A 15,499-nucleotide genomic window follows, 5' to 3' on the forward strand; every position below is an offset into this window, starting at 1 on the left:
TGCGGCCAGCCGCTACCATTTGTCACAAATTCCGCAACACCGTGGCGGGCTTTTTGTTCAATGCCAGCAGCGTGCCTGCGAGCCCGAGCCCGACCGTGACGACGAGCGCGGCCGCGACGACGCCGGCCGCGCTGCCGGCCTGCCAGACGAAGCTCAGCGTCATCAGCCGCGTCACGATCATCCAGGCAGCCAAGCTGCCGGAGATCACGCCGAACAATGCGGTGGCGAGCCCGATCAGGAGATATTCGAGCGCATAGGCGCCCAGCAGCCGCAGCCGCGTCGCGCCCAGCGTCTTCAGGATCACGGCATCGTAGACCCGGTGGCGATGGCCGGCGGCGAGCGCCCCGCCCAGCACCAGGATCGCCGAGATCAGGGTCACCGCGCTGGCGCCGCGAATCGCCAGCGCCAGATTGGTCACCACCGCGCCGACCGTCTGCATCACCTCGCGCACGCGCACGCTGGTCACCATCGGATAGGCGTCGGCCACCTGCTTGATGATCTTGCCGTCGCCTGCCGCATTTCCGCCCGGTTCCGTCAGCGTCGCGATATGGGTGTGCGGCGCGCCCTTGAAGGCGTTCGGCGAGAACACGAGAACGAAATTGATGCCGAGGCCCTGCCAGTCGATGCTGCGCAGATTGCCGATTTTGGCCGGGATGTCGCGGCCGAGCACGTTGACCACGATCTCGTCGCCCAGCTTGAGGCCGAGGCCGTCGGCGATCTTCTTCTCCATCGACACCAGCGTCGGGCCGGAATAATCGGCGCTCCACCATTCGCCCTCGACCACCTTGGAGCCTTTCGGCAGCTCGCCGGTGTAGGTCAGGCCGCGGTCGCTCTGCAGCACCCATTCGGAATCGGTGGACGGCTTGAGCTCCTCGGCGCGCAGCCCGCGCGCGGCGACGATGCGTCCGCGCAGCATCGGCACGTCCTCGACCGTCGCACCGGGCGCGATCTTGCGCAAGTAAAGGTCGAACTGCTCGGCCTGCGCGCTCGGGATGTCGATGAAGAAGAAGGATGGCGCCTGGTCGGGGAGGGCCGCGAGGAACTGCCGCCGCAGATTGCCGTCGATCTGGGTGATGGTGACGAGCACGGCGAGCCCGAGTCCCAGCGACAGCACGACCGAGGGCGTCAGGGCGCCCGGCCGGTGGATGTTGGCGATCGCAAGCCGCAGCATCGGCAGCCGCGTCCGCGGCAGCCGCCGCGCGATGGCCATCAGCAGCGCGGCGATGCCGCGCAGCAGGGCGAACACGACGACCGAGGAGGCCACGAACACCGCGGCGATGCGCTTGTCGAAGGAGAGCCCGATGACAACCGCGATCAGCAGCGCGATCACCACGCCCATGAACACGACATAGCCCGCGCGTGGCCGGTGCCATTCCGAGCTGATGGTGTCGCGGAACAGCGCGGCCACCGGCACGTCGTGGACGCGTCCGAGCGGCCACAGGCCGAAGGCCAGCGCCGTCAGGAGGCCGTAGATGAAGGACAGCGCGAGCTCGTCGGCATGCACGGCCGGCACCACCGGCAGCGGCAGCAGCTTGCCGAACAGGCCAACGATGGCGAATGGCATCGCCGCGCCGAGCGCAAGGCCGATCACCGAGCCGATCGCAGCGAGCAGGAGGACCTGAGCGAGATAGATGCCGAACACGTCGCGCCCGGTGGCGCCCACGGCCTTGAGGGCCGCGATCACTTCGAGCCGGCGGTCGATATGGCTCTTCACGGCATTGGCGACGCCGACGCCGCCGACCAGCAGCGCGGCAAGTCCGACCAGCGTCAGGAACTGCGTGAAGCGGTTGATGTTGCGCTCGAGCTGCGGCGAGGCGTTGGAGCGGCTGCGGATCTCCCAGCCGGCCTGCGGCGCTGCGCTGCGCGCATCCGCGATGAAGGTTTCGGTGGCGCGCTCGTTGTTGGCGACGTCGGGCAGCTTCACCCGGTAGACCCAGCGCACCAGGCTGCCGGGCTGGATCAGGCCGGTGGCGCGCAAGGCCTCCTGGCTGATCAGGAAGCGCGGCCCGAAGCCGATGCCGCCGGCGAGCTTGTCGGGCTCGGCTTCGACCGTGGAGCGGATCTGGAAGGTCGCCGCGCCGATGGTGACGCGGTCGCCGTTCCTCAGCGACAGCCGCGCCAGCAGCGTCGGATCGGCGGCCGCACCGAACGCGCCGTCGCGCTCCGCGAGCACGTCCGACATCGGCAATTGCGGTTTCAGCGTCAGCTGGCCCAGCATCGGATAGGTGTCGTCGACCGCCTTCATCTCGACCAAAGCGAGCTGGCCGTCGGCCGCGCGCGCCATGCCGCGCAAGGTGGCGGCGGTCGACACGGCGCCGCGCGAGCGCAGGAAAGCGACCTCGTCGGGTTTCGCTTCGCGCTGGAACAGCACGAAGGAGACGTCGCCGCCGAGCAGCGTGCGGCCCTCGCGGGCCAGGCCGTCGGACAGGCTCGCCGACACCGAGCCAACGCCGGCGATCGCCATCACGCCGAGCGCGATGCAGGCGATGAAGACGTAGAAGCCGCGCAGGCCGCCGCGTAATTCGCGCAGCGCATAACGCAGCGAGAGCGCGACGCCGCCCGGCTTCGCGAAGGGTTCGGCAGCCGCGCTCATGCCGGCGCCGACCGCGTGTCGATGCGGCCCGAGCGCAGGCGGATCACGCGGTCGCAGCGATGCGCGAGCGAGGAATCGTGCGTCACCAGCACCAGGGTCATGCCGCGCTCGGCGTGCTTGCTGAACAGCAGATCGACGATCTGTTTTCCGGTGGCCTCGTCGAGATTGCCGGTCGGCTCGTCGGCGACGAGGATCGCGGGATCGGGCGCCAGCGCGCGGGCCAGCGCCACGCGCTGCTGCTCGCCGCCCGAGAGCTGTGTCGGATAATGATGCAGGCGGTCGCCGAGCCCGACCGATTGCAGCTCCTGCGCCGCGCGCTTGGCCGCGTCGGGATTGCCGGCAAGCTCGAGCGGCACCGCGACATTCTCGAGCGCGGTCATGGTCGGGATCAAATGAAAGGACTGGAAGACGATGCCGACCTGGCGTCCGCGGAAGCGCGCCAGCGCGTCCTCGTCGAGGGCATTGAAAGGCGTGCCATTCACCACCACCTCTCCGCTATCAGGACGCTCCAGCCCCGCCATCACCATCAGCAGCGTGGATTTGCCCGAGCCTGACGGGCCGATCAGGCCGATCGTCTCGCTACGGCCGACTCGCAAGCTGATATCCTTGAGAATGTGAACGCGTGCCGCGCCCGTGCCCAATGAGAGATTGACGTTGGAGATGGCGATGGTGTCCGCCGTAGTGACGGCGAGCGAAGAGGGATCGATGCGAGTGTCCATGGTCCGGTCATATGGCAACTCCGATAGCGCGGTCGAGAGGCGTTACGGATTGTTCATGCACATAGCCGTGTTGATGCTCGCCTTCATGACAATAGCGAACCCGGCTTGGGCGGACGCGACAAAACCGGTCAAGCTGGTCGTTCTCGGCGATTCCCTGAGCGCCGGTCTCGGCCTTCCGGCCCAGGAGGCATTCCCCCAGAAGCTTCAAAAAGCCTTGCAGGCCAAAGGCATAGCAGTCGACATGACCAATGCCGGGGTGTCCGGCGACACCACCTCCGGCGGCCGTGACCGGCTCGACTGGTCGGTGCCTGACGGAACCGACGGCGTCATCGTCGAGCTCGGCGCCAACGATGCACTTCGCGGCATCGATCCCGATTTGACGCGCGCCGCGCTCACCGACATCATCCAGCGGCTCAAGACGCGCAAGATTCCGGTCATGCTCTGCGGCATGCTGGCGCCGCCGAACTACGGCGCCGATTATGCCGCTCGCTTCAATTCGATTTATCCGGATCTGGCGAAAAAATTCGACGTGCCGCTCTATCCTTTCTTCCTCGAAGGAGTTGCGGCCGACGCCAAGCTCAACCAGGCCGACGGCATTCATCCGACCGCTCAAGGCGTCGACATCATCGTGGGCAACATCATGCCCACCGTCGAGGCATTCCTTGGCACGATCGCTGAGCAACGACGTTGAAAAGCATGCAGCGCCACCTTCATACCCAGGGTTTTCCCGGGGTCAGGCGTGCGATGCTTCGCAGAGTCACACAACTGCGATAGGAATCAGGGTACCGGTGATTCGTCGCCGGCTCTAATTTGGATATGATCCTGCTCGAAGGATCGTACCCAAGCATCGGGAGTGCGAAACGATGCCGCGTTTGTTCACAGGTCTGGAAATTCCGGCCGAGATCGGCCAGTCGCTTTCCAACTTGAGGGGTGGCCTTCCCGGCGCCCGCTGGATCGATCCCGAAAATTACCACGTCACATTGCGCTTCATCGGCGACATCGACGGCGTCTCCGCCAACGAGATCGCCTCGATGCTGTTTCGCGTCGATCGCAAGCCGTTCGAAGTGAAGGTGCAGGGCCTCACCAGTTTTGGCGGCCGCAAGCCGCGCGCTGTCGTTGCGACCATCGCGCCGAGCAAGCCGCTGATGGAGTTGCAGGCCGAGCTCGAACGCATGATGCAGCGGATCGGTCTCAACCCGGAGGGCCGCAAGTTCATCCCGCACGTCACGCTCGCCCGGCTGCACGACGCCACCGACCGCGACGTCGCCGACTATCTCTCGCTGCGCGGCTATTTCCCGAGCAAGGCATTCATGGCCGAGCGCTTCGTGCTGTTCTCCTCGCGCGCCTCCACTGGCGGCGGACCGTATGTGGTCGAGGACGCCTACGAGCTGTGTGAGTAGCGGTCGCGCAACTCTCGTGCCCCGGACGCTGCGCAGCGCAAAGCGGTGCGCAGCAGAGCCGGGGCCCATCTCTCTAAGGGCAATGACGAAACAGTGGGTCCGGCTCTGCGCAGCAGCGTTGCACGCTGCAGCGCGTCCGGGACACGAAACCGCATACCCCGTCCACCAAATGACGGCTTGCAATTTCCCCCGGTCTCTGGCGGTAAAGGGCCATGCTCTCGACCCCCAGTTCCCCATTCAGCGAAGCCTATCAGGCCCAGATCGCGTCAGGCGCGATCGAGCCGGATGCCGCGCAGGCCGAGGTTGCCGAGGCCTATGCGGCGCTCGACCTGCGGCTCGCAAGCTACAAGCCTGTCCGCAAGCAGGGGCTGCTCAGCCGCCTGTTCAGCAGCGACAAGGACGAGGCGCCGCGCGGGCTCTACATCCATGGCGAGGTCGGCCGCGGCAAGACCATGCTGATGGACCTGTTCTTCCAGCACGCGACCGTCGAGCACAAGCGGCGCGCGCATTTCCACGAATTCATGGCCGACGTGCATGAGCGCATCTACGATTATCGCCAGAGCATCGCGCGCGGCGAGATCGCCGACGGCGACGTCATCGCGCTGACCGCGAATGCGATCTTCGAGGAGAGCTGGCTGCTCTGCTTCGACGAATTCCACGTCACCGACATCGCGGACGCGATGATCCTCGGACGCCTGTTCGCAAAATTGTTCGAGCTCGGCACCGTCGTGGTCGCGACCTCCAACGTCGCGCCTGACGATCTCTACAAGGGCGGCCTGAACCGCTCGCTGTTCCTGCCCTTCATCAAGCAGATCACCGACCACATGGACGTCGCGCGGCTCGATGCGCGCACCGATTTCCGGCTGGAGAAACTGCAGGGCGTGCCGATGTGGCTGACGCCGGCGGATGCCGATGCGGACGCCGCCCTCGACCGCGCCTGGAAGCGGATGTCGGGCGGCGCCACCTGCCGCTCGCGCGACATCTCGATCAAGGGCCGCATCCTGCACGTGCCGTGCTCGGCCCATGGCGTGGCGCGCTTTTCGTTCGCCGATCTCTGCGAGAAGCCGCTGGGGGCATCGGACTACCTCAGGCTGGCGCACGACTATCACACCATCCTGGTCGACCATATTCCAGTGATGGATCTCTCCCAGCGCAATGCCGCCAAGCGCTTCATCACGCTGATCGACGCGCTCTATGACAATGCGGTGAAGCTGATGGCCTCGGCCGACGCCAATCCGATCTCGCTCTACCTCGCCAACGAGGGTGTCGAGGCCATGGAGTTCAAGCGCACCGCCTCGCGCCTGATCGAGATGAGCTCGGAATCCTATCTGGCGCTGGCTCACGGCCGCAAGGATTCCACCGCCAGCGGCTCCACCAAGGGCCTGGTGGAGACTTAAGTCCTATTTGCCAGCGCTGTCATTCCGGGGCGTCGCGAAGCGAGGGCCCGGAATCCATTGCTCAGCGCGCTCTGCCGACCGACGGATTCCGGGCTCGCGACTTTCGTCGCGCCCCGGAATGACAGGGCTGCGTGCCCGCGGCCGCGCCAAGCCCGACAATTGGGCATTGGGCGACTTGAACGGGGGAGGCGAAAGGGATAACCACCCGTCTCAGTTTTCCCCTCCTTACGTGTCTAAAGGACAGGCTCACATGGCGCGCGACAAGATTGCTTTGATTGGCTCCGGTCAGATCGGCGGAACGCTGGCTCACCTCATCGGCTTGAAGGAGCTGGGCGACGTCGTGATGTTCGACATCGCCGAGGGCGTGCCGCAGGGCAAGGCGCTCGACATCGCGCAGTCCTCGCCGGTCGACGGCTTTGACGCGCATTACACCGGCGCCAACTCCTACGAAGCGCTCGACAATGCCAAGGTCTGCATCGTCACCGCCGGCGTGCCGCGCAAGCCCGGCATGAGCCGCGATGACCTGCTCTCCATCAACCTCAAGGTCATGGAGCAGGTCGGCGCCGGCATCAAGAAGTATGCGCCCGACGCGTTCGTCATCTGCATCACCAACCCGCTCGATGCGATGGTGTGGGCGCTGCAGAAGGCTTCCGGCCTGCCGCACAAGAAGGTCGTCGGCATGGCCGGCGTGCTGGATTCGGCCCGCTTCCGCTACTTCCTCGCCGACGAGTTCAACGTCTCGGTCGAGGACGTCACCGCCTTCGTGCTCGGCGGCCATGGCGACACCATGGTGCCGCTGGTGAAGTATTCCACCGTTGCCGGCATCCCGCTGCCCGACCTCGTCAAGATGGGCTGGACCTCGCAGGCGCGCCTCGACGAGATCGTCGACCGCACCCGCAACGGCGGCGCCGAGATCGTCAATTTGCTCAAGACCGGCTCGGCCTTCTACGCGCCCGCCGCCTCGGCGATCGCGATGGCCGAGAGCTATCTGCGTGACAAGAAGCGCGTGCTGCCCTCGGCTGCGTATCTCAACGGCGAATACGGCGTGAAGGACATGTATGTCGGCGTGCCCGTCGTGATCGGCTCCAAGGGCGTCGAGCGCGTCGTCGAGATCGAGCTCGCCGGCAAGGATCGCGAGGCCTTCGACAAGTCGGTCGGTGCCGTGCAGGGCCTGGTCGACGCCTGCAAGAAGATCGCCCCCGATCTTCTCGGCCGCTAAGCCTAGCAATTCCCGCCGAAGCCCGAAAACCGGTCTTCGGCGGTTTCATTTCCGGGGCCCGGTTGTCGGGACAGGCTCCGGGTCGGCAGTCCAGAGATCGATGTCAAAGAATCCGGGTTGCAGTTCCTGTGGTATATGGTATGCCAGCCACAAGACTGAGGTGGGCCCAAGAGGTCACCGCCCGCGGGTTCAGGGAGCGACCATATGAATATCCATGAATATCAGGCCAAAGCGTTGCTGGGTGAGTTCGGCGTGCCGATCTCCAAGGGCGTGCCGGTCCTCAAGGCCGCCGACGCCGAAGCCGCCGCCAAGGCGCTGCCGGGTCCGGTCTACGTGGTGAAGAGCCAGATCCATGCCGGCGGCCGTGGCAAGGGCAAGTTCAAGGAAGCCTCGGCCGGCGACAAGGGCGGCGTCCGCATCGCCAAGTCGGCCGCAGAGGTCTCCGAATTCGCCAAGCAGATGCTGGGCGCGACGCTGGTGACGATCCAGACCGGCCCCGCCGGCAAGCAGGTCAACCGCCTCTACATCGAGGACGGCTCGGACATCGACAAGGAATTCTATCTCTCGCTCCTGGTCGACCGCGAGACCTCGCGCGTGTCGTTCGTCGTCTCGACCGAAGGCGGCGTCAACATCGAGGACGTCGCGCACAACAATCCCGAGAAGATCGTGACCTTCTCCGTCGATCCCGCCACCGGCATCATGGGCCATCACGGCCGCACGGTTGCCAATGCGCTCAAGCTGTCCGGTGATCTCGCCAAGCAGGCCGAGAAGCTCACCGCGCAATTGTTCACCGCCTTCGTCGCCAAGGACATGGCGATGCTGGAGATCAACCCGCTGGTCGTGACCAAGCAGGGCCAGCTCCGCGTGCTCGACGCCAAGGTGTCGTTCGACGACAACGCGCTGTTCCGTCACCCCGAGGTGCTCGCGCTGCGCGACGAGACCGAGGAGGACGCCAAGGAGATCGAGGCGTCCAAATACGACCTCAACTACGTCACGCTCGACGGCAACATCGGCTGCATGGTCAACGGCGCCGGTCTGGCCATGGCGACGATGGACATCATCAAGCTCTACGGCATGTCGCCCGCCAACTTCCTCGACGTCGGCGGCAGCGCCAGCAAGGAGAAGGTCGCAGCCGCGTTCAAGATCATCACCGCCGATCCCAACGTGAAGGGCATCCTGGTCAACATCTTCGGCGGCATCATGAAGTGCGACGTGATCGCCGAGGGCGTCACGGCTGCGGTTCGCGAAGTCGGCCTCAGCGTGCCCTTGGTGGTCCGCCTCGAAGGCACCAATGTCGAGCTCGGCAAGAAGATCATCCGTGAATCCGGACTGAACGTGGTGCCCGCCGACAATCTCGACGACGCCGCGCAGAAGATCGTGAAGGCCGTCAAGGGAGGCTAAGGCCATGGCCCAGGACCATCTCGCCGCATCATCTCCGCTTCCCGAGCATGCGCGCCTCGCCGCGTTCGCCGGCGAATGGGATGGCGAGGAGGTGGTCTTCCCGTCGCGCTGGACGGCGGGCGGGCCGGCGACCTCGCGCACCGTCGCGCGCATGGACCTCAATGGGTTCTATCTGATCCAGGACAGTGTCCAGATGCGCGACGGCAAGCAGCTCTTCGCCACGCACGGCCTCTTCACCTACGACCGCGACGACCGGACCTACAAACTGTTCTGGTACGACTCGCTCGGCTACACGCCGCCCTCGCCCGCTTCCGGCGGGTGGGTCGGCCAGACCCTGACGCTGGTGCGCGGCTCGCTCCGCGGCAATGCGCGCCATGTCTACGAAATCATCGATGAGAATTCCTACTCGTTGAAGATCCAGTTCTCGCCGGATGCGGAAGGCTGGGCCGACGTGCTCACCGGCGTCTACCGCCGCATCCACTGACCCTCTCACTCCGTTAGTTTCGCGAAAGCAGACCTCATGTCCATCCTGATCGACAAGAACACCAAGGTCATCTGCCAGGGCTTCACCGGCAAGAACGGCACCTTCCATTCGGAGGCTGCGATTGCCTATGGGACCAAGATGGTCGGCGGCACCTCGCCGGGCAAAGGCGGCTCGACGCATCTGGGCCTGCCGGTGTTCGACACCGTGCGCGATGCGCGTGAGAAGACCGGCGCCGACGCGTCGGTGATCTACGTGCCGCCGCCGGGCGCGGCGGACGCGATCTGCGAAGCCATCGACGCCGAGATCCCGCTGATCGTCTGCATCACCGAAGGCATTCCCGTCATCGACATGGTGCGGGTCAAGCGCTCGCTGGTCGGCTCCAAGTCGCGCCTGATCGGGCCGAACTGCCCGGGCGTCATGACCGCCGGCGAGTGCAAGATCGGCATCATGCCCGCCAACATCTTCAAGACCGGCTCGGTCGGCATCGTCTCCCGTTCGGGCACGCTGACCTATGAAGCCGTGTTCCAGACCTCCCAGGAAGGCCTCGGCCAGACCACCGCGGTCGGCATCGGCGGCGACCCGGTCAAGGGAACCGAGTTCATCGACGTCCTCGAAATGCTCCTGGCCGACCCCAAGACCGAATCGATCATCATGATCGGCGAGATCGGCGGTTCCGCCGAGGAGGACGCCGCCCAGTTCCTCAAGGACGAGGCCAAGCGCGGCCGCAAGAAGCCGATGGTCGGCTTCATCGCCGGCGTCACGGCCCCTCCCGGCCGCCGCATGGGCCATGCCGGCGCGATCATTTCGGGCGGCAAGGGCGACGCCGGTTCCAAGACCGAAGCGATGAAATCGGCAGGGATTACAGTGTCTCCGTCGCCCGCGCGCCTCGGCCACACGCTTGCCGAAAAGTTGAAAGGCTAATTCACTTCTTCGTACTTTTCCGGGCGAAGTTTCGCAGCAAATAGGGTAAAGGGTGCCTGTCGCGCCGAGCCTCTGCCGGGGAGCTCGGTGCCAGCGCCGTTTGTTATGCGCGAACCGAAATCGCCAGGAACTCAAGTATGTCTCGCCAGGACGCGAACGCAGCCTTTGCCTTGTCATCCTTTTTGCAGGGCACCAACGCCACCTACATCGACGAAATCTACGCCCGCTACCAGAAGGACCCCTCCTCGGTCGACGCCGAGTGGCAGGAGTTCTTCAAGAGCCTGAACGACGCGCCTGCTGACATCAGCAAGAACGCGGAAGGCCCGTCCTGGGAGCGCGACAACTGGCCGCTCACCCCGCAGGATGACCTGACCTCCGCGTTCGACGGCAATTGGGCGGAAGTCGAGAAGGCTGTCGGTGCCAAGATCGCCGCCAAGGCGCAGGCCAAGGGCGGTGACAAGGGCGGCGCCGGCCTCTCCTCTGGCGACCTGCTCCAGGCGACGCGCGACTCGGTCCGCGCCCTGATGCTGATCCGCTCCTACCGCATGCGCGGTCACTTCCACGCCAAGCTCGATCCGCTCGGCATCGAAGCCCAGCGCAACCGCGAGGAGCTCGATCCGCGCACCTACGGCTTCAGTGAAGCGGATTTCGACCGCAAGATCTTCCTCGATCACGTGCTCGGTCTCGAATACGGCACGCTGCGTGAGATCACCGCGATCTGCGAGCGTACCTACTGCCAGACGCTCGGCGTCGAGTTCATGCACATCAGCAACGCCGCGCAGAAGGCCTGGATCCAGGAGCGCATCGAGGGACCCGACAAGGAGATCTCGTTCACCCGCGAAGGCCGCCGGGCGATCCTGATGAAGCTGGTCGAGGCCGAAGGCTTCGAAAAATTCTGCGACACCAAGTTTACCGGCACCAAGCGCTTCGGCCTCGACGGCGGCGAAGCGCTGATCCCCGCGCTCGAGCAGATCATCAAGCGCGGCGGCAATCTCGGCGTGAAGGAGATCGTGCTGGGCATGCCGCATCGCGGCCGCCTCAACGTGCTGACGCAGGTGATGGGCAAGGCCCACCGCGCGCTGTTCCACGAATTCAAGGGCGGCTCGGCCAATCCCGACGCGGTCGAAGGCTCGGGCGACGTGAAGTATCACCTCGGCGCCTCCTCGGACCGCGAGTTCGACGGCAACCGCATCCATCTGTCGCTGACCGCCAACCCCTCGCATCTCGAGATCGTCGACCCCGTCGTGCTCGGCAAGGTGCGCGCGAAGCAGGACCAGCACGGCGATCCGCCCGACATGCGCATCTCGGTGATGCCGCTCTTGATGCACGGCGACGCCGCGTTCGCCGGCCAGGGCGTGGTTGCCGAGTGCTTCGGCCTGTCGGACCTGAAGGGCTACCGCACCGGCGGCTCCGTGCACTTCATCGTCAACAACCAGATCGGCTTTACCACCTATCCGCGCTATTCGCGCTCCTCGCCCTATCCGTCGGACGTCGCGAAGATGATCGACGCGCCGATCTTCCACGTGAACGGCGATGATCCCGAAGCCGTGGTGTTCGCGGCGAAGGTCGCGACCGAATTCCGGCAGAAGTTCCACAAGCCGGTCGTCATCGACATGTGGTGCTATCGCCGCTACGGCCACAACGAGGGCGACGAGCCGGCCTTCACCCAGCCGGTGATGTACAAGCGGATCGCGGCCCATCCGTCGACGCTGACGCTCTACTCCAAGCGCCTGATCGCCGAAGGCGTGGTCACCGAGGGCGAGGTCGACAAGCTCAAGGCCGACTGGCGCGCCCGGCTCGATGCCGAGTTCGAGGCCGGCACCTCATACAAGCCGAACAAGGCCGACTGGCTCGACGGCAAGTGGTCCGGATTCAAGATCGCCGATCAGGAAGAGGACGCCCGTCGCGGCGTCACCGGTGTCGACCTGCCCGTTCTCAAGGACATCGGCCGGAAGATCACCAAGGTGCCGGACGGTTTTCGCGTCCACCGCACCATCCAGCGCTTCCTCGACAATCGCGCCAAGGCGATCGATACCGGTGCCGGCATCGACTGGGCGACCGGCGAAGCGCTGGCGTTCTGCACGCTGCTGCAGGAAAACCACCATGTCCGTCTGTCCGGGCAGGATTCCGAGCGCGGCACCTTCTCGCAGCGCCATTCGGTCCTGATCGATCAGGAGACCGAGAACCGCTACACGCCGTTCAACCATCTCGGCAACGAGCAGGGCCATTACGAGGTCATCAACTCGCTGCTGTCGGAAGAAGCCGTGCTCGGCTTCGAATACGGCTATTCGCTCGCCGAGCCGAACACGCTGACGCTGTGGGAAGCGCAGTTCGGCGACTTCGCCAACGGTGCGCAGGTCGTGTTCGACCAGTTCATCTCCTCGGGCGAACGCAAATGGCTGCGCATGTCCGGCCTCGTCTGCCTCTTGCCGCACGGCTATGAGGGTCAGGGACCGGAGCACTCCTCGGCGCGCCTCGAGCGTTTCCTGCAGATGTGCGCGGAAGACAACATGCAGGTGGTCTACCCGACCACGCCGGCGAACTACTTCCATGCGCTGCGCCGCCAGCTGCACCGCGAGATCCGCAAGCCGCTGATCATGATGACGCCGAAGTCGCTGCTGCGTCACAAGCGGGCGGTGTCGCGCCTCGAAGAGCTGGCGAAGGGAACGACCTTCCACCGCATCCTCTATGATGACGCCCAGATGCTGCCGAACGAGGCGATCAAGCTCGTTCCGGACGAGAAGGTCCGCCGCATCGTGCTGTGCTCGGGCAAGGTCTATTACGACCTCTACGAGGAGCGCGAGAAGCGCGGCATCGACGACATCTATCTGATGCGCGTCGAGCAGCTCTATCCGGTGCCGCTGAAGGCGCTGGTGGCCGAGCTGTCGCGCTTCAAGAAGGCCGAAGTGGTGTGGTGCCAGGAAGAGCCCCGCAACATGGGTGCCTGGCACTTCATCGAGCCCTATCTGGAATGGGTGCTGAATCAGGTGAACGGCGCGAGCCGGCGTCCGCGTTATGTCGGCCGCGCCGCTTCCGCCGCGACCGCGACGGGTCTGATGTCCAAGCATCAGGCTCAGCTGAAGGCGTTCCTGGACGAAGCACTGAGCTGAACTTTTTGAACTGCGTCATGCCCCGCCTCGTGCGCAACGCGCGCGAGGCGGGGCACCCGGTACGCCGTGACTGCAAACGTCGCGGCTTGCTGGATGGCTTGCTTTTCGCGGGCCATTGACGACCGACCTATGACCGCATTGGCGATCCCTTAAGGAAAAGACCATGACTGAAATTCGTGTGCCGACGCTCGGCGAATCCGTCACCGAGGCCACCATCGGCCGCTGGTTCAAGAAGGCCGGCGATCCCGTCGCTGTCGACGAGCCCTTGGTGGAGCTCGAGACCGACAAGGTCACCATCGAAGTCCCCGCGCCCTCCGCCGGCACGCTGAGCGAGATCATCGCCGCTGATGGTGCGACCGTTGCGGTCGGCGCGCTGCTCGGCCAGATCACGGATGGTGCCGGTGCTGCGAAGCCTGCAGCGGCGCCCGCCAAGCCTGCCGCGGCTGCGGCGCCCGCCGCTGCCGCACCGGCTCCGGCCGCGAAGGCCGCGCCGGCCGATGCGCCGCTCGCCCCGTCAGTGCGCAAGCTCTCGGCCGAGAGCGGCGTCGACGCTTCCACCGTTCCGGGCTCCGGCAAGGACGGCCGCGTCACCAAGGGCGACATGCTGGCTGCGATCGAGCGCGCCGCCTCCGCGCCGACGCCGGTCAACCAGCCCGCTGCCGCCGTGCAGGTTCGTGCGCCGTCGCCGGCCGACGACGCCGCCCGCGAGGAGCGCGTCAAGATGACCCGGCTGCGCCAGACCATCGCGCGCCGCCTCAAGGACGTGCAGAACACCGCGGCCATGCTCACGACCTTCAACGAGGTCGACATGACCAACGTGATGGCGCTGCGCGCCCACTACAAGGATGCGTTCGAGAAGAAGCACGGCTCCAAGCTCGGCTTCATGGGCTTCTTCACCAAGGCCGTCGTGCAGGCACTGAAGGACATCCCGGCCGTCAACGCCGAGATCGACGGCACCGATTTGATCTACAAGAACTACTACCACATCGGCGTCGCCGTCGGCACCGACAAGGGCCTCGTCGTGCCCGTGGTGCGCGACTGCGACCACAAGTCGATCGCCGACATCGAGAAGGGCATCGCCGATTTCGGGCGCCGCGCCCGTGACGGCCAGCTCAAGATCGACGAGATGCAGGGCGGCACCTTCACCATCACCAATGGCGGCATCTACGGCTCGCTGATGTCGACCCCGATCCTGAACGCGCCGCAGTCCGGCATCCTCGGCATGCACAAGATCCAGGAGCGTCCGATGGTCGTCGGCGGCAAGATCGAGGTCCGCCCGATGATGTACCTGGCGCTGTCCTACGATCACCGCGTCATCGACGGCAAGGAAGCCGTCACCTTCCTGGTGCGCGTCAAGGAGAGCCTGGAAGATCCGGCGCGCCTGGTGCTCGATCTCTGATCCCTGATGCTTTGCGAGCGCCGTCGCTAGTCGCGACGGCGCGTGTCGAACCATGGAGGCGCGCGTGACCGATAAAGTCGTTGTCATCACCGGCGGCAGCCGCGGCATTGGGCGGGCGACTGCGCTTGCGGCGGCCGCGCGCGGCTACCGCGTCGTGGTCGGGTACGCCAGCAACAAGAAGGCCGCCGACGAGGTGGTCGCTACGATCGAGGCCAGCAACGGCAAGGCCGTTGCGGTGAAATGCGATGTCGCCGAGGAGCGCGACATCATCGACCTGTTCAAGGAGGCCGACAAGTTCGGCACGCTCGGGGCGCTCGTCAACAATGGCGGCATCGTCGGCACCAGCGGCGTGCGGGTCGACGAGATGTCGGCCGAGCGCATCCAGCGCGTGCTGGCGGTCAATGTCACCGGCTCCATCCTCTGCGCACGCGAAGCCGTCAAGCGCATGTCGACCAGGCACGGCGGCCAGGGCGGCGTGATCGTCAATCTGTCGTCGGTCGCCGCCAAGCTCGGCGCGCCCAACACCTATGTCGATTACGCCGCGTCCAAGGGCGCGATCGATTCCTTCACCACCGGCCTCGGCTATGAGGTCGCTGGCGAAGGCATTCGCGTCGCGGGCATTCGCCCCGGCCTGATCGACACCGAAATCCACGCCTCCGGCGGCGAGCCCGACCGGCACCATCGCCTGGCCCATATGGTGCCGATGAAGCGCGTCGGCACCGCCGACGAGATCGCCAACGCCATCATCTGGCTGATGTCGGACGAGGCCTCCTACATCACCGCAGCCACTCTCGATGTGTCCGGCGGACGCTGAGGCGCCGCGCGGACGCTGACGCATCCTCATCACGTTAAACTC

General features: G+C 65.6%; 12 protein-coding genes. 10 read left to right on the forward strand and 2 right to left on the reverse strand.

Features of this window, described 5'->3' with window-relative positions; genetic code table 11:
• Window positions 1–22 precede the first annotated feature (22 nt).
• Together RPS27_RS10165 and RPS27_RS10170 are read right to left on the reverse strand one after the other, a co-directional pair.
• A complete protein-coding gene (locus tag RPS27_RS10165; RefSeq protein WP_212068948.1) occupies window positions 23–2,593 on the reverse strand; it encodes an ABC transporter permease in 2,571 nt (856 codons plus the stop codon).
• Window positions 2,590–3,312: an ABC transporter ATP-binding protein gene (locus RPS27_RS10170; RefSeq protein WP_212068949.1), complete on the reverse strand. Its 723-nt coding sequence runs from the start codon at window positions 3,310–3,312 to the stop codon at window positions 2,590–2,592. Before RPS27_RS10170 ends, RPS27_RS10165 begins: the two co-directional genes overlap by 4 nt.
• Window positions 3,313–3,367: 55 nt before the next feature.
• On the opposite strand from RPS27_RS10170, the gene RPS27_RS10175 reads away from it, so the two are divergent.
• The 10 genes from RPS27_RS10175 (at window position 3,368) to RPS27_RS10220 (ending at window position 15,457) form a co-directional block, all read left to right on the forward strand.
• A complete protein-coding gene (locus RPS27_RS10175) occupies window positions 3,368–4,003 on the forward strand; it encodes an arylesterase (RefSeq protein ID WP_212068984.1) in 636 nt (211 codons plus the stop codon).
• A gap of 172 nt (window positions 4,004–4,175) precedes the next feature.
• Entirely contained in the window at window positions 4,176–4,712 is a 537-nt protein-coding gene (thpR, locus tag RPS27_RS10180; RefSeq protein ID WP_194405433.1) for an RNA 2',3'-cyclic phosphodiesterase, read from the forward strand.
• A gap of 212 nt (window positions 4,713–4,924) precedes the next feature.
• Window positions 4,925–6,109 (forward strand): cell division protein ZapE, encoded by a 1,185-nt coding sequence (gene zapE / locus RPS27_RS10185; RefSeq protein ID WP_212068950.1) that lies wholly within the window; start codon window positions 4,925–4,927, stop codon window positions 6,107–6,109.
• 250 nt (window positions 6,110–6,359) lie between these two features.
• Window positions 6,360–7,328 carry a malate dehydrogenase gene (gene mdh, locus RPS27_RS10190; RefSeq protein WP_008145224.1) on the forward strand — a complete coding sequence of 323 codons (969 nt, stop codon included), beginning with the start codon at window positions 6,360–6,362 and terminating at the stop codon, window positions 7,326–7,328.
• 204 nt (window positions 7,329–7,532) lie between these two features.
• Entirely contained in the window at window positions 7,533–8,729 is a 1,197-nt protein-coding gene (sucC, locus tag RPS27_RS10195) for an ADP-forming succinate--CoA ligase subunit beta (protein ID WP_211415078.1), read from the forward strand.
• 4 nt (window positions 8,730–8,733) lie between these two features.
• Window positions 8,734–9,213, forward strand: coding sequence for a DUF1579 family protein (locus tag RPS27_RS10200; RefSeq protein WP_212068951.1), 480 nt, complete (start codon window positions 8,734–8,736; stop codon window positions 9,211–9,213).
• Window positions 9,214–9,249: 36 nt separating this feature from the next.
• Complete coding sequence (sucD, locus tag RPS27_RS10205; RefSeq protein ID WP_194405437.1) at window positions 9,250–10,134, forward strand: succinate--CoA ligase subunit alpha; 885 nt, start codon at window positions 9,250–9,252, stop codon at window positions 10,132–10,134.
• A 137-nt stretch (window positions 10,135–10,271) separates the two neighbouring features.
• Window positions 10,272–13,244 (forward strand): 2-oxoglutarate dehydrogenase E1 component, encoded by a 2,973-nt coding sequence (locus tag RPS27_RS10210; protein WP_212068952.1) that lies wholly within the window; start codon window positions 10,272–10,274, stop codon window positions 13,242–13,244.
• Between the two features lie 163 nt (window positions 13,245–13,407).
• Window positions 13,408–14,643 (forward strand): 2-oxoglutarate dehydrogenase complex dihydrolipoyllysine-residue succinyltransferase, encoded by a 1,236-nt coding sequence (gene odhB / locus RPS27_RS10215; RefSeq protein ID WP_211415077.1) that lies wholly within the window; start codon window positions 13,408–13,410, stop codon window positions 14,641–14,643.
• A gap of 52 nt (window positions 14,644–14,695) precedes the next feature.
• On the forward strand, window positions 14,696–15,457 hold the full coding sequence (locus RPS27_RS10220) for an SDR family oxidoreductase (RefSeq protein WP_194405440.1): 762 nt from the start codon (window positions 14,696–14,698) through the stop codon (window positions 15,455–15,457).
• The last annotated feature ends 42 nt before the right edge of the window (window positions 15,458–15,499 follow it).

It is taken from the genome of Bradyrhizobium sp. WYCCWR 12699 (assembly GCF_032144035.1).
GTDB lineage: Bacteria > Pseudomonadota > Alphaproteobacteria > Rhizobiales > Xanthobacteraceae > Bradyrhizobium.